General features: G+C 73.3%; 22 protein-coding genes. 9 read left to right on the top strand and 13 right to left on the bottom strand.

Annotated features, from left to right (window positions below):
* Window positions 1-465: 465 nt before the first annotated feature.
* The gene (locus tag AF335_RS25730; RefSeq protein ID WP_102920778.1) at window positions 466-1572 is read left to right on the top strand and encodes a magnesium and cobalt transport protein CorA; all 1107 of its coding nucleotides are present in this window, start codon (window positions 466-468) and stop codon (window positions 1570-1572) included.
* Here AF335_RS25730 and AF335_RS25735 read toward each other — a convergent pair.
* Window positions 1550-2551, bottom strand: coding sequence for a DMT family transporter (locus tag AF335_RS25735; RefSeq protein WP_102920779.1), 1002 nt, complete (start codon window positions 2549-2551; stop codon window positions 1550-1552). The two genes, AF335_RS25730 and AF335_RS25735, sit on opposite strands and share 23 nt — an antisense overlap.
* 35 nt (window positions 2552-2586) lie before the next feature.
* Here AF335_RS25735 and AF335_RS25740 point away from each other — a divergent pair, with 35 nt between their 5' ends.
* A complete protein-coding gene (locus AF335_RS25740) occupies window positions 2587-3102 on the top strand; it encodes a hypothetical protein (protein ID WP_102920780.1) in 516 nt (171 codons plus the stop codon).
* A gap of 120 nt (window positions 3103-3222) precedes the next feature.
* On the opposite strand, the gene AF335_RS25745 is transcribed toward AF335_RS25740, so the two are convergent.
* On the bottom strand, window positions 3223-4023 hold the full coding sequence (locus tag AF335_RS25745; protein ID WP_102920781.1) for a hypothetical protein: 801 nt from the start codon (window positions 4021-4023) through the stop codon (window positions 3223-3225).
* Window positions 4024-4180: 157 nt separating this feature from the next.
* On the opposite strand from AF335_RS25745, the gene AF335_RS25750 reads away from it, so the two are divergent.
* From AF335_RS25750 to AF335_RS25760, 3 genes are read left to right on the top strand one after another with little or no spacing between them, the layout of a single operon-like run.
* Complete coding sequence (locus tag AF335_RS25750) at window positions 4181-5476, top strand: magnesium transporter MgtE N-terminal domain-containing protein (RefSeq protein WP_102920782.1); 1296 nt, start codon at window positions 4181-4183, stop codon at window positions 5474-5476.
* A complete protein-coding gene (locus AF335_RS25755; RefSeq protein ID WP_102920783.1) occupies window positions 5466-6008 on the top strand; it encodes a DUF1003 domain-containing protein in 543 nt (180 codons plus the stop codon). Before AF335_RS25750 ends, AF335_RS25755 begins: the two co-directional genes overlap by 11 nt.
* Before the next feature lie 43 nt (window positions 6009-6051).
* Window positions 6052-7212: an Mrp/NBP35 family ATP-binding protein gene (locus AF335_RS25760; RefSeq protein WP_102920784.1), complete on the top strand. Its 1161-nt coding sequence runs from the start codon at window positions 6052-6054 to the stop codon at window positions 7210-7212.
* Window positions 7213-7347: 135 nt separating this feature from the next.
* On the opposite strand, the gene AF335_RS25765 is transcribed toward AF335_RS25760, so the two are convergent.
* The 6 genes from AF335_RS25765 to sigE all read right to left on the bottom strand — a co-directional run bounded on the left by AF335_RS25765 (window position 7348) and on the right by sigE (window position 12592).
* On the bottom strand, window positions 7348-7536 hold the full coding sequence (locus AF335_RS25765) for a YegP family protein (RefSeq protein ID WP_102920785.1): 189 nt from the start codon (window positions 7534-7536) through the stop codon (window positions 7348-7350).
* A 99-nt stretch (window positions 7537-7635) separates the two neighbouring features.
* Window positions 7636-8316 (bottom strand): hypothetical protein, encoded by a 681-nt coding sequence (locus AF335_RS25770; protein WP_102920786.1) that lies wholly within the window; start codon window positions 8314-8316, stop codon window positions 7636-7638.
* A 119-nt stretch (window positions 8317-8435) separates the two neighbouring features.
* A complete protein-coding gene (locus tag AF335_RS25775; protein WP_102920787.1) occupies window positions 8436-8882 on the bottom strand; it encodes a sec-independent translocase in 447 nt (148 codons plus the stop codon).
* Between the two features lie 106 nt (window positions 8883-8988).
* Window positions 8989-10155 (bottom strand): S1C family serine protease, encoded by a 1167-nt coding sequence (locus AF335_RS36715; RefSeq protein ID WP_425329128.1) that lies wholly within the window; start codon window positions 10153-10155, stop codon window positions 8989-8991.
* Window positions 10156-10673: 518 nt separating this feature from the next.
* Window positions 10674-11741, bottom strand: a complete 1068-nt coding sequence (locus AF335_RS36720; protein WP_425329129.1) for a hypothetical protein — start codon at window positions 11739-11741, stop codon at window positions 10674-10676.
* Between the two features lie 71 nt (window positions 11742-11812).
* Window positions 11813-12592 carry an RNA polymerase sigma factor SigE gene (gene sigE / locus AF335_RS25790; RefSeq protein ID WP_102920789.1) on the bottom strand — a complete coding sequence of 260 codons (780 nt, stop codon included), beginning with the start codon at window positions 12590-12592 and terminating at the stop codon, window positions 11813-11815.
* A 179-nt stretch (window positions 12593-12771) separates the two neighbouring features.
* Between sigE and AF335_RS25795 the strand changes: the two genes are divergently transcribed.
* On the top strand, window positions 12772-13455 hold the full coding sequence (locus AF335_RS25795; RefSeq protein ID WP_102920922.1) for an O-methyltransferase: 684 nt from the start codon (window positions 12772-12774) through the stop codon (window positions 13453-13455).
* Window positions 13456-14126: 671 nt separating this feature from the next.
* Here the strand turns inward: AF335_RS25795 and AF335_RS25800 are convergent.
* Window positions 14127-14294, bottom strand: a complete 168-nt coding sequence (locus AF335_RS25800; RefSeq protein ID WP_009997451.1) for a DUF3117 domain-containing protein — start codon at window positions 14292-14294, stop codon at window positions 14127-14129.
* Window positions 14295-14689: 395 nt separating this feature from the next.
* Here AF335_RS25800 and chcB point away from each other — a divergent pair, with 395 nt between their 5' ends.
* A complete protein-coding gene (gene chcB, locus AF335_RS25805) occupies window positions 14690-15472 on the top strand; it encodes a 2-cyclohexenylcarbonyl CoA isomerase (RefSeq protein WP_102920790.1) in 783 nt (260 codons plus the stop codon).
* Here chcB and AF335_RS25810 read toward each other — a convergent pair whose 3' ends face one another.
* Both AF335_RS25810 and AF335_RS25815 read right to left on the bottom strand, forming a co-directional pair.
* Complete coding sequence (locus AF335_RS25810; protein ID WP_102920791.1) at window positions 15473-16075, bottom strand: DNA-3-methyladenine glycosylase I; 603 nt, start codon at window positions 16073-16075, stop codon at window positions 15473-15475.
* Entirely contained in the window at window positions 16072-16509 is a 438-nt protein-coding gene (locus AF335_RS25815; protein ID WP_102920923.1) for a DivIVA domain-containing protein, read from the bottom strand. Before AF335_RS25815 ends, AF335_RS25810 begins: the two co-directional genes overlap by 4 nt.
* 138 nt (window positions 16510-16647) lie before the next feature.
* Between AF335_RS25815 and folP the strand changes: the two genes are divergently transcribed.
* Window positions 16648-17547 (top strand): dihydropteroate synthase, encoded by a 900-nt coding sequence (folP, locus tag AF335_RS25820; RefSeq protein ID WP_102920792.1) that lies wholly within the window; start codon window positions 16648-16650, stop codon window positions 17545-17547.
* 202 nt (window positions 17548-17749) lie between these two features.
* Here folP and AF335_RS25825 read toward each other — a convergent pair whose 3' ends face one another.
* Window positions 17750-18499: an LOG family protein gene (locus AF335_RS25825; protein WP_095584635.1), complete on the bottom strand. Its 750-nt coding sequence runs from the start codon at window positions 18497-18499 to the stop codon at window positions 17750-17752.
* A 68-nt stretch (window positions 18500-18567) separates the two neighbouring features.
* Window positions 18568-19647 carry a succinyl-diaminopimelate desuccinylase gene (dapE, locus tag AF335_RS25830; protein WP_102920793.1) on the bottom strand — a complete coding sequence of 360 codons (1080 nt, stop codon included), beginning with the start codon at window positions 19645-19647 and terminating at the stop codon, window positions 18568-18570.
* 205 nt (window positions 19648-19852) lie between these two features.
* On the opposite strand from dapE, the gene AF335_RS25835 reads away from it, so the two are divergent.
* Window positions 19853-20788 carry a VldE C-terminal domain-containing protein gene (locus tag AF335_RS25835; RefSeq protein WP_184742911.1) on the top strand — a complete coding sequence of 312 codons (936 nt, stop codon included), beginning with the start codon at window positions 19853-19855 and terminating at the stop codon, window positions 20786-20788.
* Window positions 20789-20909: the final 121 nt, after the last annotated feature.

The following is a 20909-nucleotide window of genomic DNA, read 5'->3' on the forward strand; positions in this document are numbered from 1 at the left end:
AGCGAGCATAGAACGCGTATCGAACGGGCAAAGGAGGGTATTGACGCGTCAAGTGGCTGCTAGCCTTGACCTCTGGTCAGGGAGTTACGTTCGTCCCCCAGCGGGGACCGGCCGGAGGAGGTGGGGCGTCGGTGGATCCTAGTCGACCGTGCAGTACCGGCAGTTCTCCCGTCCCTCCGCTCCGGACGCGTTTTCCGTGATCTGACCCCTTCCGTTCGCGGCCATGTCATCGGCCGAACCCCGGAAGCCTTTTCGCGCCCGCAGTGCCTGACGGAAGAGCGCCTTCTTCTCGCTTTGTTCCGTGTTCTCTGCGACGTTCTCCGTGAACCGCCGTCAGTCCCCGCACGCCGCGCGAAGCGCCGCCCGATTCGCGGACGTCCCTCCTTGCCAGGCGCCACGTCCACGTTCCGGGCAGCGTTGAGTTCGCCCCACGTGACTGACGGCCGGCCCGTGAAGGAGCCAGCCATGTCGATGATCCGTGACCTGCGCGCCGCCGTCCGCCCCGCCCTGCGGCGGAGCGCCACCCCTTATCCGTACGACCCCACCCGCGACCGTTCGAACAGCAGCGCGGTGGTGGACTGCGCCGTCTACCGCGACGGGAAGCGGGTCAACGACCAGGTGGGACCGGCCGAGGCGATGCGGCGGGTGCGGGCCGAGGGCGGCTTCGCGTGGATCGGGCTGCACGAGCCGACGGAGCGTGAGTTCTCCGGCATCGCCCAGGAGTTCGGGCTGCACCCGCTCGCCGTGGAGGACGCCGTCCACGCCCACCAGCGGCCCAAGCTGGAGCGTTACGACGACACGCTGTTCACCGTCTTCAAGACCATCCACTACGTGGAGCACGCCGAACTCACCGCCACCAGCGAGGTGGTGGAGACCGGCGAGGTGATGTGCTTCACCGGTCCGGACTTCATCATCACCGTCCGGCACGGCGGCCAGGGCTCGCTGCGCGCGCTGCGGCACCGCCTCCAGGACGACCCGGAGCTGCTCGCCAAGGGCCCCTCGGCGGTGCTGCACGCCATCGCCGACCAGGTCGTCGACGGCTATATCGCGGTCGCCGACGCCGTGCAGGACGACATCGACGAGGTCGAGATCGATGTCTTCTCGGCACCCAGCAAGGGCTCCTCGCGCGGTGGCGACGCGGGCCGGATCTACCAGCTCAAGCGCGAGGTGCTGGAGTTCAAGCGGGCGGTGACCCCGCTGATCCGGCCGATGCAGCTGCTGAGCGAGCGGCCGATGCGGCTGGTGGACCCGGACATCCAGAAGTACTTCCGCGACGTCGCCGACCACCTCGCGCGCGTCCATGAGCAGGTGGTCTCCTTCGACGACCTGCTCAACTCCATCCTCCAGGCCAACCTCGCGCAGGCGTCGGTCGCCCAGAACGAGGACATGCGCAAGATCACCTCATGGGCGGCGATCTTCGCGGTACCGACGATGATCGCGGGGATCTACGGCATGAACTTCACGCACATGCCGGAGCTCAAGTGGAAGTACGGCTACCCCACCGTCATGATCGTCACGGTCGGGATCTGTGTGGCGATCCACCGCGGATTCAAGCGGAACGGCTGGCTCTGACCTTCTTCCCCGGCCGGTCGGCCTTCCCCGGCCGGTCGGCCATGATCACAAGGGCCAGTCCGGCCAGGATGACCACGAGCGCCGGATAGGCGGCGGCCGCCGGCATCTGCCCCAGCCACAGGGCCGCGATCAGCGCGGCGCCGGGCGTCTCCAGCAGGATCGCCGTCGAGGTGACGGACGGGCCGAGGCCCTTCACCACCCGGTTGAACAGCCCGTGGCCGAGCAGCTGCGCCGTGACCGTCAGCACCGCCAGCTTCCACCAGGTGGAGTCGCTGTACCCGGCGAGGGGCGTGCCTGCCGGCAGGCACGCGACGAGGAGCAGGACGGTCGTCGTGAGGTAGCAGACGTAGGTGTACACGACCGTGCCCACGGTCCGGCGCACCTCCGCGCCCAGCAGGACGTAACCGGCGGCCGCGACACCGGCCGCGAGGGCGAGGCCGTCCCCGGCCAGGGCGCGCGGTGACACCGAGAGGTCGACACCGGTGAGGATCACGACGCCGAGGACGGCGAGCCCGGTGCCCGCCCAGACCAGCGCCGGCGGGCGGTGGCCGCGCAGCCGCAGCAGCAGCGTCGTCCAGATCGGGGTGGTCGTCACCAGCGCGGTGGAGGAGGCGACCGACGTCATGCGCAGGCTCGGCAGCCACAGCGCGAAATGCACGGCGAGCAGCGCGCCCGCGCAGGCGGACAGCAGCAGGGCCCGGCGGCCGAGGCCGCGCAGCTCGGCGCGGTGCCGCAGCAGGACCAGCGGGGTGAGCGCGCCGATCGCCATCGCGTTGCGCCAGAAGGCTATGGCGAGGGCGGGGGCGGCGATGGACGCGATGAGCGGCGCGGACAGGGACACGCCGGCGATCGCCACCCCGAGCAGCACGAGGTCCGTACGGACGCCGGGCCGGGCGGTGGTCCCCTCGGCGGCGGGGGCCGGGGAAACGGGGGCGGCGCTCTGCGGCCGGGCGTCGCGTGGGCTACGGGCGGTGGTCACCCACCCAGCCTAGCCAGCGGCATAAAGTAAGCCGCATGACGCTGACGCAGGCACTGATCGAAGAGGCCACGAAGAAGTCCGGCCTGATCTGGGTGCAGGGCCCGACGGGGCCCAGCCGCGCGCTGTGGCACGTCTGGCACGAGGGTGCCGCGCACGTCGTCGGCGGGCCCGGTGAGCAGCCGCTGGACGGCCTCGGCCTGCTGGCCGGCGGCCGGGCCACGGTGACCGTGCGCAGCAAGGACAAGGGCGGCCGGCTGGTGACGTGGACCGCGGAGGTCGGCGAGCCGGCCGCGGGCGGCGAGGAGTGGCGGGCCGCGGTCGCGGAGCTGAAGGGCAAGCGGCTGAACGCGCCGGACGCGGAGCGGATCGAGGAGCGGTGGGCCCGGGAGTGCCGGGTGCTGCGCCTGTCACCGACGGGCGCCACGGCGGAGCTCCCGGCCGGTTCCCTGGCGGCGGTCCCGCTCGCCTCACCGGCGACGACACGGGAGCCGATGCCGGCGGCGCTGCCGCGACTGCTGCGCGGGCGGCGGGGACGGGGCAAGCGCGCGTAGCTCCCGGGGGCGGCCGGGGCCCGACGCGGCTGCCCCGGAACCCCTGAGGCGGGCCTTCCCCGCGAGCCGTTCCGCCGGCCACGCAGGGCGACCGCGGCCGCGGAGAGGTGCTCCGCCCCGTCAGCCCCCCGTCGGGATCCTCTTCCCGTAGTCCACCGTGTCCCCCTTGGCGGGTACGGACAGGGCGAAGTCCTGGCCCCAGTCCGCCAGCTCCAACTGGCCCGCGCCACCCGCCCGCTGCACCCGCAGCGGGTACGGCGTCCCCATGAGGGAGACGTCCAGGGTGCCGCCCGAGCCGCCCGCGCCGGTGACCCGGATGGTGCGGGTGCCGCCCACCGTGCCGTGTTCGCCGCGGGTGAGCTTGCCGTGCAGGCCGAGCAGGCCGTCCAGCAGGACGTCCTTGTCGGTGAAGCCCTTGAGCTTCTGGTACGAGGGGTCGCCGGAGGGCACCTTCACATACTTCTTCTCCAGCTTCAGGGAGGCGGCCGCGCTGTCGCCCTTGCCCGAGGAGCCCGACGGCTCCGACGAGCCCGCGGCCGCGCCCGGCGACGCGCCCTGCGGCGCCGACCCGCCGTCGCCGTGCGACCAGAACGCCGCCGGAGCCTTCAGATAGAGCTCGTCGCCCACCCGCAGCAGCTCGAAGGAGTCCGCGCCGGACGTGACCCGCCCCGCGCCCCCGTCCCGCTTCAGCCGTACGTCCAGCTTGTACGTACGGCCCTGGCTGACGACGTTGCCGGAGAGGTGGACCGCTCCCGCGCCACGGGCGGCCGACTGTGCCTTGTCCTGGATCTTCGCGGGCTCCAGCTTGCCGACGCCGTTGGTGCCCGCGTCGGGGTCCTCGCCCCCGCCTCCGCAGGCGGTGAGCGCCGCGGACAGGCCGACGCACAGCGCCCCCACGAGGGCCGCCTTCCGGGTACGCACGTGTGCTCCTGCCTCCTGTCACGGGTGGAGACCCGCAGCGTACCCGTGCGCCCCAGGAGCGGAAGCCAGCAGTCCGTACGGGCGTCTCTCCCGCGCCGGGCACAAGCCGGTCACGTTAGCCTGAACCGGACAGAGCACCGGCGGAGGAGGCGCGGCCATGGCAGCAGGCGCGCACCGGGTGTTCGTCTCCCACCTCTCCGGCGTGGCCGTCTTCGACCCCAACGGCGACCAGGTGGGCCGGGTGCAGGACCTCGTCGCGATGCTGCGCGTCGGCGGGCGCCCGCCGCGCGTCCTCGGTCTGGTCGTGGAGGTGGTCAGCCGCCGCCGGATCTTCCTGCCCATGACCCGGGTGACGGGCGTGGAGTCCGGCCAGGTGATCACCACCGGTGTGATCAACATGCGCCGCTTCGAGCAGCGGGGCACCGAGACCCTGGTCCTCGGCGAGCTGCTCGACCGACGCGTACGTCTGGTCGAGGGGGGCGAGGAGGTCACCGTCCTCGATGTATCGATCATGCAGCTGCCGGCCCGCCGCGACTGGGAGATCGACAAGGTCTTCGTGCGCCGGGGCAAGGGCGGGGCGCTCCGCCGTAAGGGTGAGACGCTCACCGTCGAGTGGTCGGCCGTCACCGGCTTCTCGGTCGAGGAGCACGGGCAGGGCGCCGAGAGCCTCCTGGCGACCTTCGAACGGCTGCGCCCCGCCGACCTCGCGAGCGCCCTTCACCACCTCTCGCCCAAACGGCGCGCCGAGGTGGCCGCGGCCCTGGACGACGACCGGCTCGCGGACGTCCTGGAGGAGCTGCCGGAGGACGACCAGATCGAGATCCTCGGCAAGCTCAAGGAGGAGCGCGCCGCCGACGTCCTGGAGGCGATGGACCCGGACGACGCGGCCGACCTGCTGTCGGAGCTGCCGGAGGACGACAAGGAGCGGCTGCTCACGCTGATGCGGCCGGACGACGCGGCCGACGTGCGCCGGCTGCTGGCGTACGAGGAGCGGACGGCGGGCGGTCTGATGACCACCGAGCCGATCGTGCTGCGGCCGGACGCCACGGTCGCCGACGCCCTCGCCCGGGTGCGTAACCCCGACCTCTCCCCCGCGCTCGCCGCGCAGGTGTACGTCTGCCGGCCGCCGGACGAGACGCCGACGGGCAAGTACCTGGGCACGGTGCACTTCCAGCGGCTGCTGCGCGACCCGCCGTTCACGCTGGTCGGGCAGCTGACCGACACCGATCTACGGCCCCTGCCGCCGCACGCCCCGCTGCCGGCCGTCACCAGCTACCTGGCCACGTACAACATGGTGGCCGCGCCCGTGGTCGACGAGAGCGGCTCGCTGCTGGGCGCGGTCACCGTCGACGACGTCCTGGACCACCTGCTGCCCGACGACTGGCGGGAGACCGAGCTGCACCACGGTGCGCCGGGGATGAGCGAACCACCGGAGGCCGACGATGGGCGCTGACCGCCGTGAGGACCGGGACCGGCCCGCCCCGCACACCCGGGTGCGGCTGGACCTGCCGAAGCTGAAGCGGCGCAGCTGGCTGCCGGCGTACGACCCGGAGGCGTTCGGGCACGCGTCGGAGCGGATCGCGCGGTTCCTGGGCACCGGCCGGTTCATCGTGTGGATGACGGTCGTCATCATCCTGTGGGTGGTGTGGAACACCACGGCCCCCGGGCACCTGCGGTTCGACACCTATCCGTTCATCTTCCTCACCCTGATGCTCTCGCTCCAGGCGTCCTACGCGGCCCCGTTGATCCTGCTCGCGCAGAACCGGCAGGACGACCGGGACCGGGTCAACCTGGAGCAGGACCGGCGGCAGAACGAGCGGTCGATCGCGGACACGGAGTACCTGACGCGGGAGGTGGCGGCGTTGCGCATGGGGCTGGGCGAGGTCGCGACCCGGGACTGGATCCGCTCGGAGGTCCAGGACCTGGTGAAGGAGCTGGAGCAGCGTCGTCTATTCCCGGCGGAGAGTGAGGAACGCGACCGCTGACAGCCCTTTCCGGCAGCCCGGTCGGGCGCCGTAACATCGAGTCATGGCTACCGACACTCCCGCAGGATCCGCGCCGGGCGAGGACGCGATCCGCGCCGCCCTGGCGACGGTGAACGACCCCGAGATCCACCGCCCGATCACCGAACTGGGCATGGTGAAATCCGTGGAGATCGCGGCGGACGGCGCGGTCGCGGTGGCCGTCTATCTGACGGTCTCGGGCTGCCCGATGCGCGAGACGATCACCACCAACGTGCGGAACGCCGTGGCCGGCGTCGAGGGCGTCACGGGCGTGACCGTCGAGCTGGACGTGATGAGCGACGAGCAGCGCAAGGAGCTCGCGGCGGCGCTGCGCGGCGGCCAGGCCGAGCGCGAGGTGCCCTTCGCCCGCCCCGGCTCGCTGACCCGGGTCTACGCGGTCGCCTCCGGCAAGGGCGGTGTCGGCAAGTCCTCCGTCACGGTCAACCTCGCGGCGGCGATGGCGGCCGACGGCCTGAAGGTCGGCGTCGTCGACGCGGACATCTACGGCCACTCGGTGCCCCGCATGCTGGGCGCCGACGGCAAGCCCACCCAGGTCGAGAACATGATCATGCCGCCGTCGGCGAACGGCGTGAAGGTCATCTCGATCGGGATGTTCACGCCGGGCAACGCCCCGGTGGTGTGGCGCGGCCCGATGCTGCACCGCGCGCTCCAGCAGTTCCTCGCCGACGTCTACTGGGGCGACCTGGACGTCCTGCTGCTCGACCTGCCGCCGGGCACCGGAGACATCGCGATCTCCGTCGCACAGCTCGTGCCGAACGCCGAGATCCTGGTGGTGACGACCCCTCAGCAGGCCGCCGCCGAGGTCGCCGAGCGCGCCGGTTCGATCGCGGTGCAGACCCACCAGAAGATCGTCGGCGTCGTGGAGAACATGGCCGGGCTGCCCTGCCCGCACTGCGACGAGATGGTCGACGTCTTCGGCTCGGGCGGCGGCCAGAAGGTCGCCGACGGCCTCACCAGGACCACGGGCGCCACGGTGCCGGTGCTGGGCTCGATCCCGATCGACGTCCGGCTGCGCGAGGGCGGCGACGACGGCAGGCCCGTCGTGCTGAGCGACCCCGACTCCCCGGCCGGCAGCGCGCTGCGCGCCATCGCGGGCAAGCTCGGCGGCCGGCAGCGCGGTCTGTCGGGCATGTCGCTGGGCATCACGCCGCGCAACAAGTTCTGAGGCTCCCGGAGTCTTCGGACGGAGCTTTTGGACGGAGCCTTCGGACCGGTGCGGGTAAGGGGCGGCTCCCCAGGGAGGCCGCCCCTTACCACCGGCTCCCGTCGCCCGTCCGGCGCGGTGCCGTCCGGACCTCGGTCAGGGCTGGTCCTCCAGGTCCTTCACCGGTGCGGTGGGGGCGTTCGCCTTCACCGACTGGATGCCCTTCTCGCAGGCCGCCTTGGTGTTGTACGCCTCGCCGACGGCGATGATCTCGCCGTTCCCGGCCTTCAGCCGGAAGCGGTGCTTACCGGCCCTGTCCTCGTAGATCTCGAACTTGCCCGCCATGACGCCTCACCTCTGTCGAGTGCTCCCGCTGCTCCCCCTGCCAGGAATTGAAGTCCCGGTACCGGGCGAGCGCAGCTCGGGCGGCACTGAAGGGGTGAGTCAGCCCGTGTAGGCGGCGAGGTCCTTGATCACCGAGAAGCCCATGCCGTACGCGCTCATGCCCCGCCCGTACGCGCCCAGGTGGACGCCCTCGGCGGAGCCCGCGAGGACCCAGCCGTACTCGGACTCGCGGTAGCGGAACTCGGTCTGCGCGCCGTCCACCGGGAGCGACAGCGTCGACCAGACGGGCTCGTCCAGATGGTCGGCGAGCTCCCAGGCCAGGGCCGTCTGCTGGTCGAGCCAGTCCTGCCGCAGGGCGCGCTCCATCTGGGCGGGCCAGGTGCAGGCGAGCAGCCCCGAGCCGGCCAGCCAGGCCGCCGAGGAGACCGAGGTGGCCTCCAGCACGCCCGTGCCGTCGGCGCTGCGCCGCACCGGGCGGCTCGCGACGGTCACCACGACCGCGAAGCGCCGCTTCTCCGCCCCCGGGTCGGCCCGCTCACCGCGCAGCGTCGGCTCCTCGCCGTGCCCCGTGGAACCGTGCTCGACGGTCCCGTCGGCGGCGGCGCCGACCTGCATCAGCCAGCGCGGCCCGCTGTACGCCTCGTCCAGGCCGTACCAGGGGAACGAGGCCAGCAGATAGCCGTCGACCGACCGCCGGGAACCGGGCCCGCCCTGTGCCGTGTCCGGGGACGCCTCGGCCGCACCGGCCCCTTGCGCCCCAACCCGACTCGTCGTCTCCATCTGCGCGGCGCCTCCTCGTTGCCCGATGCCCTGGGCGAGCCCGCCCCCCTCGGACGACTTCACCCCAAACAAAGGGAGGATAGCCACCCCCGTCAACAGCGCACGGGATCCGCGCGGGCTCAGGTGGCGTCGGAGTCAAACGGCGGGCGCTCGCCGGGGGCCGGGCTCGGACGCTTCTTGAGCAGGTCAGGACCGCTGCCGGGGGCCGGGGCGGTGGATCCGGACGCGGCGGGCGCGTCCGCGCCACGCCCGTGCACGGCGTCGGCCACCTCGCTCATCTCCGACTTGAGGTCGAAGCCGTTGCGGATCTCCTTGAGACCCAGCTCGTCCTTGTCCAGCACGTGCTTGCGCACGAAGGTCTTGGGGTTGAGGTCCTCGAACTCGAAGTCCTTGAACTCGGGCCCCAGCTCGGAGCGGATGTCCTCCTTGGCGCTCTCCGAGAACTGCCGGATCTTGCGCAGCGTCCGCGACACGTCCTGGATCATCTTCGGCAGTTTGTCCGGGCCGAAGATGAGCACAGCGAGCACCACGAGCGCGACCAGCTCGAGGGGTCCTATGTCGAGCACGTTGCAGCTCCTTGATGCGTCAGTGGCCGACGGTCGAGGCCACCCCCCACGGTACCTGGCCCAACGTGCCCTAAGGGAGACACCTCGGCCAACATCAGGCCAAAGCTCACGGGGAACCCGCCGATCCGAGCGTCAGCGGCACGGCCCGCTCCTGGCCGTCGCGCTCCACGGTCAGGGTGAGCCGGTCCCCCGGGCGGTGACTGCGGATCTTGACGATCAGCTCCTGGCCGCTGCGCACGGGGACCCCGTCGACCTTCTTGATCACATCACCGGAGCGGATGCCCGCCGCGTCGCCGGGGCCGCCGGGCGTGACGGCCGGGCCCTTGGCGCCCTTGGTGTTCACCCGGGCGCCGTCGCCGGTGTACTCCATGTCGAGAGTCACACCGATCACCGGGTGGGTGGCCTTGCCGGTGTTGATCAGCTCCTCGGCGACGCGCTTGGCCTGGTTGATCGGTATGGCGAAGCCCAGGCCGATGCTGCCGCCCTGGCCGCCGCCCAGGTCGGAGCCGTCGCCCGCGGACCGGATGGCGCTGTTGATGCCGATGACGCGGGCCTCGGAGTCCATCAGCGGCCCGCCGGAGTTCCCCGGGTTTATCGGGGCGTCCGTCTGGAGGGCGTCGACGTAGCTGACGTCGCTGCCGTCCTGCTTGTGGCCGCCCGCGGTGATGGGGCGCTCCTTGGCACTGATGATGCCGGTGGTGACGGTGCCCGCGAGGTCGAAGGGCGCTCCGATGGCGATCACGGAGTCGCCGACGCGGACGGAGTCGGAGTTGCCGAGGGCCAGCGGGCTCAGTCCGGACACCCCGGACACCTTGATCACAGCGAGGTCGTAGCTGCTGTCGCGGCCGACGACGGTGGCCTTGGCGGTCTGGCCGCCGTTGAAGGTCACCGATATCTCGCCGCCGGACCCGGCGGGCTCCACAACGTGGTTGTTGGTGAGGATCCGGCCTTCCTTGTCCAGCACGAAGCCGGTGCCGGTGCCCTGGTCGGAGCCGCCGCGCACATGGATGGTGACGACGCCCGGCAGCGCGCGGGCGGCGATCCCGGCGATGCTGCCGGGGGCGCGGGCGGTCCGGTCCGCCGACGCCTGCGGCAGCTCCACGCGGTGACGGGTGAGGCCGCCGTCACGCTCCAGGTACATCCCGATGCCCCCGCCGACGCCACCGGCGACCAGCGCGACGGCCACGGCCCCGGCGACGAGCCGGCCCCGCCCGGGGCGGGCGTCCGGGCCGGGGGCCGCTGCCCCGCGACGGCCCAGGGGTCGTACTGCCACGGCCCTTGCGGGGGCCCGGCGGGGGGCATGGCGGTGCCGTGGGGCGGGGTCGGGCCGGACGCGGGGGCGGGCGCCGTAGAGCGGGGTCATCCCGGGCGGGGGCGCGGCCGTACCCCCGGGCGGGGTCGCACCGGCCGGGTACGGAGATCCGTAGGGCGGCGCGGGCACGCCCGTACCGGCGGGCGGTGTCGCGCCCGGAGGCGTCGTACCCGGCATGCCCGTACCGCCCGGCGGCGTCGGATGCGGCAGCCCTTGAACGGGAGCGGCGTCCGGGGCCGGGTGCGGCGTCCCGTAGGCCGAGGTCATCCCCGACGGAGGCACGCCCGTGCCACCCGGCGGGGTCGCACCGGCCGGGTACGGAGATCCGTAGACCGGCGCGGGCACGCCCGTACCGCCCGGCGGTGTCGCGCCCGGGACGGGCGGTGTCCCGTACGCGGGGGGCGCGCCGCTGTACGGCGCGGCCGTGTCCGGCGTGGTGTACCGGACGTCCTCGGCGACGTGGGTGCCGTGGGCCGGGGTCACCGGGCGCTGGACCGGAGGGGCCGGGGCCCAGGGGCCCGGGCCGCCGTACGGCGGCGTGCCGTACGGATCGGGGGCGTGCAGCGGCACCGCGGCGGGTTCGGGGGCGGGCGCCGTGGCCTGCGACCGCTCCCCTTCACCGGGGGCGGGGCCGCCCGTCGTCGCGTCCGCCGCCTCCGCCGCTTCGCGTGCGGGGGCAGGCCGGCTCCACCAGTGCGGCCTGGGCCCTGGAGCCCCCGCCTTCCCCTCGTCCATCTTCTCCCCACCGTTCGCCCGGAGGGCGCACGGCATCGCCCGAGGGATCCGCGGCCCACCTGGAATTCAACCAGGTCCTCGCGGGCGGTGTCAGCGCGCGCTGCCGGCCGTGGGCGCACCGGGGGCGGGGAGGGCGGCACGGGCCGCCGGCGGCAGCGGTGCGGCGGTGGCGGGGCGCAGCAGGGAGACGCCGGGGGGCGAAGGGACACCGGGCGCGGCCGGCGCCGGCCGGGTCGCGGCGGTGAAGCCCAGCGGGAGGAGGCGGCCGTCGTCACGGACACCGCCGCCGGTGGTGCGGGCGAGCGGGCCGGCCGTGGCGCGGGGGTCCTCGGCGCGCGCGCCCGGGCCTCCGCGACCGAGGCGAGCGGCTGCGCGCCGCCGAGCGCGAACGCGGCGAGCGAGACCGCGCCGGCCGCCGCGAAGGCGAAACGGCGCCCCCGGAAGCCGCGCGGGGCGTCGGGGACGGCGTGGACACGGAAGCCGCGGTCGCGGTGAGAGCGGTCACGGTGGGGCGCGACGGCGGCCGGGGTCAAGGTGAAGGACTCGCCGAAGGCGCTTCCTCCCGGCCTTCCGGGACCCCTTGAGGCGTCCCACCGCCCGTCCGGGTCCAGCGCGCCGGGACGGCCTTCGGAATCGCCGTCCGGGCCCGTGCCGGGCAGGTTCTGCAGCCGGGCGAGGAAGCCCTCGGAGAGCGGTGGGGGCGCCGCCTCGGCGAACACGCTTTTGAGCCGGCGCTGGGCGTCGGCTTCCGCTTTGCACTTACAACAGGTCGCCAGGTGCGCCAGCACCCGCTCCCGAGAGTCGTGTCCCAACTCCCCGTCGACCAGGGCCGCGAGGCGGTCGCCGAGATGAAGCTCGGCGGGGGACTGACCGCCTGAACCGGTCACGCGATCCCTACCTCCCCACCGAGCGGCCCGGAGCCCACCCCGGCGACGGCGACGGCGCGCTGCTCGGCCCGGGCGGCGGGCGAGCGGTGCTGGAGCGCCTTGCGCAGGTGGGAGCGGCCCCGGTGGATCCGGCTGCGCACGGTGCCCAGCTTCACGCCGAGCGTCGCGGCGATCTCCTCGTAGGAAAGGCCCTCGATGTCGCACAGGACCACGGCGGCGCGGAACTCCGGGGCGAGCGTGTCCAGGGCCTGCTGGACGTCCGCGTCGAAGTGGGTGTCGTTGAAGTGCTGCTGGGGCGAGGGCTCACGGCTGGGGAGCCGCTCGGCGGCGTCCTCGCCCAGGGCGTCGAAGCGGATGCGCTGGCGGCGCCGGACCATGTCGAGGAAGAGATTGGTGGTGATGCGGTGCAGCCACCCCTCGAACGTGCCCGGGGTGTACGTGGACAGCGAGCGGAAGACGCGCACGAACACCTCCTGGGTGAGGTCCTCGGCGTCGTGCTGGTTGCCGGTGAGGCGGTAGGCCAGTCGGTAGACCCGTGCACTGTGCGTGCTGACGATCTCCTCCCAGGTGGGAGGGGTCCACGCCTGCGAATCCGCATGGGTGGCGAAAGTCGCGGTCTGTGCGGAGTCGGCGGTGCGGGAACGGTCAGCGGTCTTGGTCACGGATTTCGGCTCGCCGGGGGACCTGCGAAAGCGCCTGTGCACTCTCCGACGGTCTCCGGCCGCAGCCGCACCTCCCCTGTCGGCTCTGGTGGTGTCCAGTAGAGCCCCTACCATATCCATCCCGCCCGTTAGCTCCGGATAAGGAGTTTTGACCTGCATTTGGTCTTGGCCACCCTTCGGCGACCGCCCCGGCTCCCCCGGCGTTCCCTCCGATCCCCCGCCGCGCCGCGCGGCCGACTCCCGTTCCCCGTCGTTACCCCTTCAACGCGCGGTCCCATCTGCGGGTTCCCGTGATCAGCGGATACAGTCACGGTTGCGGACCACGGGGACAGGAGAGGGCCATTACCGGCAACCGGCAGACGAGCTGGGCGTTCGCCGACGCGTTCGTCGCCGAGGACGAGGCGCTGCGGTGGGCCCGGGACCGGGCCCACGAGGCGGGCCTGCGCTCGGTGGCGTCCGGCACCGGCGCTGCGCTGCGCCTGCTCGCCGCGGCGGTGGGCGCCAAGGCGGTGGCCGAGATCGGCACCGGCACCGGCGTCTCCGGCATCCACCTCCTGCACGGCATGCGCCCCGACGGTGTGCTGACGACGGTGGACAGCGATCCGGAATGCCAGCAGTTCGCCCGGCAGGCGTTCCGCGCGGCGGGCTTCGCCGGAAACCGGGCGCGCTTCATCCCCGGCCGCGCGCTGGAGGTGCTGCCGCGTCTCGCCGACGGCGGGTACGACCTGGTGTTCTGCGACGGCGACCGGCTGGAGTCCCTGGACTACCTAGCCGAATCGTTGCGCCTGCTACGGCCGGGCGGACTCGTCTGCTTCGAGGGCGTCTTCGCGGACGGCCGGACGGTGGACTCGGCCGCGCAGCCCGTCGAGGTGCAGCGAGTGCGCGAGCTGCTGCGCGCGGTGCGGGAGTCCACGGTGCTGGTGCCCTCACTGCTACCGGTGGGCGACGGGCTGCTGTGCGCGGCCCGCCGCGGCTGACCGCCGCCGCGGGGTCCGCTGGCGCGGGGCCCACCACCACGGGATCCGCCGCCGTGCGACCCACCGCTGCGGGGCCCGCCACCGCAAAACCCGTCGCTACGGGATCCGCCGTCGCGGGGGCCGCCGTCGGGGGACCCACCACCGCGAGATCCGCCGCCCCGGGATCTGCCACCGCAAGACCACCACTGCCGGACCCAATCGTCGCGGGATTCGCTGCCACGGGGCCCGCCACCGCAGGACCCGCCGTCGCGGGACCCGCCACCCCAGAATCCGCCGCCCCGGGGGTCCGCTGGCGCGGGGCCCACCACCCCGGGACCTACCGTCGCGGGATTCGCTGCCGCGGGGCCCGCCGTCGCAGGACCCACCGTCGCGGGACCCACACCCCAGAATCCGCCGCCACGGGGTCCACTGGCGCAGGGCCCACCACCCTGGGGCCCGCCGTCGCAGGATTCGCTGCCGCGGGGCCCATCACCGCAGGACCCACCGTCGCGAGATCCGCCGCCCCGGGTCCCACCGTCGCGGAAGCCACCAGTGGCGCGGGGCCGGAGACCGGTGTCAGCACCCGCACCCGCACCAGAACCGGCCCGGAGGGCGGTGCCGGATACGACTCTGCCCCGGCGCCGGCGGCGAACCGGCTGCCGGGGCAGCGTAAAGAATTGCGGGCCGGTGCGTCAGCCGACAACCTTCTTCAGGGCGTCTCCGAGGGCCTCGGCCTCATCGGGTGTCAGCTCGACGACGAGACGACCGCCGCCTTCGAGCGGAACCCGCATGACGATGCCCCGCCCCTCCTTGGTCACCTCGAGCGGGCCATCGCCCGTCCGCGGCTTCATGGCCGCCATGCTCGTTCCCCTTCCTGAAACCAGCTCATCGTCAGCCGACGGTTCCCTGGCAGGGCTCCGCGTCACCGGCATCGAACACATTGCTTCCAGGCCATTATCCCGCATCGCATGACCCGATGACCAACATCGGTCCGCATCCCTTCGGCAACGCGATCACACAAAACCACCCAATTCGGCGATCGGGCTGCGATACTGCGCCACCCTCGCACCAGCGCGGGGGCGGAATTCTTTGACGCAGGTCACATATCGGCGACGGATGATCTCCGGCATGCTGAGCGACGGCAGCCGCCGGTGCAGCGCCGGCGCACCACCGGTCCCCGACGGGCGCGCGGTCACAGGCGACGGCATCCGGCGGGCGGGGCCGGTGACGGTACCGAGAGGGAGGGAACAGCACCATGGCCGACGCCGTGCTGTACGACATCACCGACGGGCTCGCGACGATCACGCTCAACCGCCCCGACGCGATGAACGCGCTGAACATCGAGGCGAAGGTCGCCCTCCGCGACGCCCTCCGGGAGGCGGGCGCCGACCCGGCCGTCCGCGCCGTCCTGCTGACCGCGACCGGGCGCGCCTTCTGCGTCGGGCAGGACCTCAAGGAGCACGTGGGGCTGCTGGCCGCCGGCGATGTGATGAGCACCGTGGAGGAGCACTACAACCCGATCGTCACGGCGATCACCGAGATGCCGAAGCCGGTCGTCGCCGGGGTCAACGGCGTCGCGGCGGGCGCCGGCGCGGGCTTCGCCTTCGCGGCGGACTACCGGGTGGTCGCCGAGGACGCGGCCTTCAACACCTCGTTCGCCGGGGTGGCGCTCACCGCCGACTCGGGGGTCTCCTGGACCCTTCCCCGGCTCATCGGCCACAGCCGCGCCTCGGACCTGCTGCTGTTCCCGCGCAATGTGAGTGCGCGGGAGGCGTTCGAGCTGGGCATCGCCAACAAGCTCGTCCCGACGGCGGAGCTGGCCGCCGAGGCCGCGGCCGTGGCCCGCCGGCTGGCCGAGGGCCCCACGGCCGCGTACGCGGCGATCAAGGAGTCGCTGTCCTACGCGGCGGACCACCCGCTCCCCGAGGCCCTGGCCAAGGAGAACGAACTCCAGTCCCGGGCGGGCGCTTCGGAGGACCACCGCATCGCGGTGGACGCCTTCCTGAAGAAGGAGCGGCCGCGGTACGTGGGCCGCTGATCAGCGCCCGCCCGCGGACGACCGCGTGTGGCAGTCCGCCAGATGGTCGTTCACCAGGCCGCACGCCTGCATCATCGCGTACGCCGTGGTGGGCCCGACGAAGCGGAAGCCGCGCTTCTTGAGGTCCTTGGCCAGTGCCACGGACTCCGGGGTGGTCGCCGGGACGTCCGCCGCCGTGCGCGGGGCCCGGCGGCCGGCCGGGTCCGGGGCGTAGGACCAGATGAGGGCGTCCAGCTCGCCGGGGGCCCACTCCGCGGCCACCTTGGCGTTGCCGATCGCGGCGGTGATCTTCGCACGGTTGCGGATGATGCCCGGGTCGGCCAGCAGCCGCTCGGCGTCCGTCTCCGTGAAGGCGGCCACCTTCACCACGGAGAATCCCGCGAACGCGGCGCGGAAGCCCTCCCGGCGGCGCAGGATCGTCAGCCACGACAGACCCGACTGGAACGCCTCCAGGCACATCCGCTCGAACAGCGCGTCGTCGCCGTGGACCGGGCGGCCCCACTCGGTGTCGTGGTAGGCGCGGTAGTCCGCCCGGGACTCCGCCTCCAGGCCCCAGGGGCAGCGCGTCAGCCCGTCCGGCCCGGCGACCGCTCCACCGCTCATGCTTCCGCTCCCTTGTCCCGCTCGCCCGGCTCCTCGCCGGACGGCCGCTCGCCCGCCGTCCACTCCCCGGTCGCCCGGCCGCCGGCCGGCCGCTCGCCGGAGGTGCGGTCGAGCAGCTCGGGGCCGCTCACGGCCGCGGCCTGCGCCCCGGCGAGCGCCGCCTCCAGCTCGGCGATCCGCGCGTCCCGCTCGGCGAGCTCGGCGCCCAGCCGGTCCAGGGCGTCGTCGGTCTCGGCCATCCGGTAGCCGCGCAGCGCGACGGGCAGCCGCAGCGCGTCGACGTCGGCGCGGCCCATGGGCCGGTCGGCGGGCAGCGGCCAGACGATCCGGTCCGGCGCGGCCTCGGCCAGCGGTGCTCCGCCCCCGCCGCCCGCGACGAAGAGCGTGACCGCGGCGACCACCACGACCAACGCGATGAGCAAGAACCAGAACACGACCAACTCCCAGGTGCGCCCGCCGCCCGCTGCGCCGGACTTCCGTCGGTGAGCGGACTGCCAATCCGTCCTCCCCGATCGTGCCATGCCGCACTGACGGTTAAGGTCGCTGGCGGACCACGGAGAAGGAGTACGGAAATGCTGCGGCTGGGACGACGCGAGTTCGACGAGCACGAACCGGTGATCATGGCGATCGTCAACCGGACCCCGGACTCCTTCTACGACCAGGGGTCGACCTTCCAGGACGAGCCCGCGCTGGCCCGGGTGGAGCAGGCGGTGGCGGAGGGCGCGGCCATCATCGACATCGGCGGGGTGAAGGCCGGCCCCGGCGAGGAGGTGACGGCCGAGGAGGAGGCGCGGCGCACGGTCGGCTTCGTGGCCGAGGTCCGGCGCCGCCACCCGGACGTGGTGATCAGCGTCGACACCTGGCGGCACGACGTGGGCGAGGCCGTCTGCGAGGCGGGCGCCGACGTCCTCAACGACGCGTGGGGCGGGGTGGACCCCAAGCTGGCGGAGGTCGCGGCCCGTTACGACGTGGGGCTGGTGTGCACCCACGCGGGCGGTGTGGAGCCGCGCACCCGGCCGCACCGCACCGAGTACGACGATGTGATGGCGGACATCCTGCGGGTGACGCTCGGGCTGGCCGAGCGGGCCGTCTCGCTCGGCGTCCGGCGCGACCGGATCATGATCGACCCGGGCCATGACTTCGGGAAGAACACCCGGCACTCGCTGGAGGCCACCCGGCGCCTCGGCGAGATGGCGGAGACGGTTCCCCAAGCTCTCGGCTTCGCTCGAGCAGGGGATACCCCATTGCCGGTCCTGGTCTCCCTGTCGAACAAGGACTTCGTCGGCGAGACGCTCGACAAGCCGGTGAAGGAGCGGGTGCTGGGCACCCTCGCGACGACGGCCGTCTCGGCCTGGCTCGGCGCGCGGGTCTACCGGGTGCACGAGGTCGCGGAGACGAAGCAGGTGCTGGACATGGTGGCGTCGATCGCCGGCCACCGGGCACCTGCGGTGGGCAGGCGGGGTCTCGCCTAGGCCGGCTGGGCGAAGTCCGGTGCGGTTCGGCAGCGCCCCGAAGGGGCGCGGGGAACTGCGCGACCAGCCACGACGCACCCGCGGATGACTCGCCGGACTTCCAGCGGAGCGCTTAGGCGGCACGGCATCCCGCGCTGCGCGCGGGTGTCCTCAAACGCCGGACGGGCTGAATCGGCCGGCGTTCGAGGACGACGCCCCTCGCCTACGCGCCCGCTTCCTTCGTCACCAGGCCGATCGCCTCGTCGACGTCGTCCGTGATGTGGAAGAGGTGCAGGTCGTGCGGGCCCGCCTTGCCCTCCGCGATCAGGGTGTCCCGCACCCAGTCGACCAGGCCCCGCCAGTACGCGCTGCCGAACAGCACGATCGGGAAGCGGGTGACCTTCTTCGTCTGGACCAGCGTCAGCGCCTCGAACAGCTCGTCCAGCGTGCCGAGTCCGCCCGGCAGCACCACGAACCCGCTCGCGTACTTCACGAACATCGTCTTCCGCACGAAGAAGTAACGGAAGTCCACGCCGAGATTGACGTACGGATTGAGCCCTTGCTCGAAGGGCAGTTCGATGCCGAGGCCGACCGAGACGCCGCCGGCCTCCATCGCGCCGCGGTTCGCGGCCTCCATCGCGCCGGGCCCGCCGCCGGTGATGACGGCGAAGCCCGCCTCGACCAGGCCGCGCCCGATGGCCACACCGGCCTCGTACTCCGCCGAGTCCCGGGGCGTGCGCGCCGAGCCGAAGACGCTGATGGCGGGCGGCAGTTCGGCGAGCGCGCCGAAGCCCTCGACGAACTCGGACTGGATGCGCATCACCCGGAAGGGGTCCTCGTGCACCCAGTCCGCGGTCCCTCTGGTGTCCAGCAGATGCTGGTCGGTGGTGCCCTGCTGCATCTGGCCGTGCCGGCGGACGACCGGCCCCCGCCGCTGCTCCCGCTGAGTACGGGTCCCCTCGGGATTTGCCATTCCGCGCTCCCTCCGCTGCAGATCGTTGCTGCTCAGCGTAGGCCCACCGAACGGCCCGTCGGGGCTGGTCAGCCGGTGAGCCAGGTACGCAGGCGCTCCTCGCACCCGGTGATCAGCGAGACGCGCACGCGTTCGTCGCGCTTGTGGGCGAGCATCGGGTCGCCGGGCCCGTAGTTGACGGCGGGGACGCCGAGCGCGCTGAAGCGCGAGACGTCGGTCCAGCCGAACTTGGGCTTGGGCGTGCCTCCCACGGCCTCGATGAAGGCGGCCGCGGCCGGGTGGCCGAGGCCGGGCAGCGCGCCGGGCGAGTGGTCGTCGACGACGAACTCGGCCACTCCGCAGTCCGCGAAGACCTCCCGGACGTGGGCCAGGGCCTCCTCCCCGGTGCGGTCCGGCGCGTAGCGGAAGTTCACGGCGACGGTGCAGGCGTCGGGGATGACGTTGCCCGCGACACCGCCCTCGATCCGGACGGCGTTGAGGCCCTCGTGGTACTCCAGGCCGTCGATCACGGGCCGGCGCGGCTCGTAGGCGGCCAGCCTGGCGAGGATCGGCGCGGCGGCGTGGACGGCGTTGCTGCCCATCCAGGAGCGCGCCGAGTGGGCGCGCTCGCCCTCGGTGCGCAGCAGCACCCGCAGGGTGCCCTGGCAGCCGCCCTCGACCTGGGCGTCGGTGGGTTCGAGCAGCACGGCGAAGTCCGCGGTGAGCCAGTCGGGGTGGGCGTCGGCGACGTGGCCCAGGCCGTTGAGGTGTGCGGCGACCTCTTCGTTGTCGTAGAAGACGAAGGTCAGGTCGCGGTTGGGCGCGGGCACGGTCGCGGCGATGCGCAGCTGCACGGCGACGCCGGACTTCATGTCGCCGGTGCCGCAGCCCCAGAGGAAGCCGTCCTCGTCCAGCCGGGAGGGGACGTTGTCGGCGATGGGGACGGTGTCGATGTGACCGGCGAGGACGACGCGCTCGGCGCGTCCCAGGTTCGTCCGGGCCACGACGTTGTTGCCGTGGCGGTCGACCGTCAGGTGCGGAAGGGCGCGCAGGGCGCGCTCGATGGCGTCGGCGAGCGGCTTCTCGTTCCCGCTCTCGGACGGGATGTCGACGAGCCCGGCGGTGAGGGCGGCGGCGTCGAGGGACAGGTCGAGTGCGGCGTCATCCATAGCGGCGACTCTAACCCGGGCGGGCGCCCCCGGGTCGGGCCGGACGGGCGGAAGACCGGCGAGAGACAGGCGGGAGACGGTCACGGGCGGTCCGGCCCGGGCGCGAACCGGGCACGGGCGGGCACGTACGGACACCGGGGCGGGCCGGGCAGCGCGCCGGGCGGGGCCCCGCTGATCGGCCCGCCTCTCCAGTAACGTGGGCCCCATGTCCGGGATCTCCGTCACCCGCCGTGGCCGCCTGCTGCGCATCGTGGCCGCCTGCGCCGTGCTCCTGGCGCTGATCGGCTACGGGGTGGCCCAGCTCTTGACGGGCGGCCCCGGGGCGCCGCGCTGCACGGTGCGGGCCAACGGGGAGTCGTACTCCCTCTCCCCCGAGCAGGCGGTGAACGCCGCCACGATCTCGGCCGTGGGGTCGGCGCGCGGGCTGCCCGAGCGGGCGGTGACGATCGCGCTGGCCACGGCCATGCAGGAGTCGGGGCTGCGCAACATCCACCACGGCGACCGCGATTCGCTGGGCCTGTTCCAGCAGCGGCCGACGCAGGGCTGGGGCAGCGCGTCCCAGATCACCGATCCGGTGTACGCGGCGGGGAAGTTCTACGACCACCTGGTGGAGGTGCCCGGCTATTCGCGGCTGCCGCTGACGGTGGCCGCGCAGAAGGTGCAGCGCAGCGGCTTCCCGCAGGCGTACGCGAAGCACGAGCCGGACGCGTCGCTGCTGGCGTCGGGGCTGACCGGCCGGGCGACGGCCGCGTTCAGCTGCACGAAGAGCCCGGGCGACGGCAAGCCGGGCGACCCCTCGGCGGTCCGGGCGAAGCTGCGGCGCGAGTTCGGCGACACGGTCGCCCCGTCGGTGGCGGACGGCCGGGGCGGCGGCGGGGCGGGCGCGACGGCCGCCGGCGCCGCGCGGACGGTGACCGTGCCGGTACGGGGCACGGCGGCGGACGGCGGCCCGGAGCGGCAGGGCTGGCAGCTGGCCTCCTGGGCGGTGGCGCACGCGGCCGAACTCCGGATCTCGCGGGTGTCCTTCGACGGCCGGGTGTGGACCGCGGAGAAGTCCGGGGACGGCTGGCGCGAGGCCGGGGACGCCCCGGACGGGTCCGGGGCGGCGGCGGACCGGGTGTCCATCACCACCGTTCAGTAGTGCGACGTTCCCCCCGGAAGAGGGATGCGTACCCCATGCATGGACTGCGGCGCAGAGGGAATACGCCACGTCCGGACGGCGTCGGCGCGCACCGCCGAATCCCTTGTGAATAAAGGCTTGT

The sequence above is a fragment of the Streptomyces eurocidicus genome (assembly GCF_002891295.1).
In the GTDB taxonomy this organism is placed as follows: domain Bacteria; phylum Actinomycetota; class Actinomycetes; order Streptomycetales; family Streptomycetaceae; genus Streptomyces; species Streptomyces eurocidicus.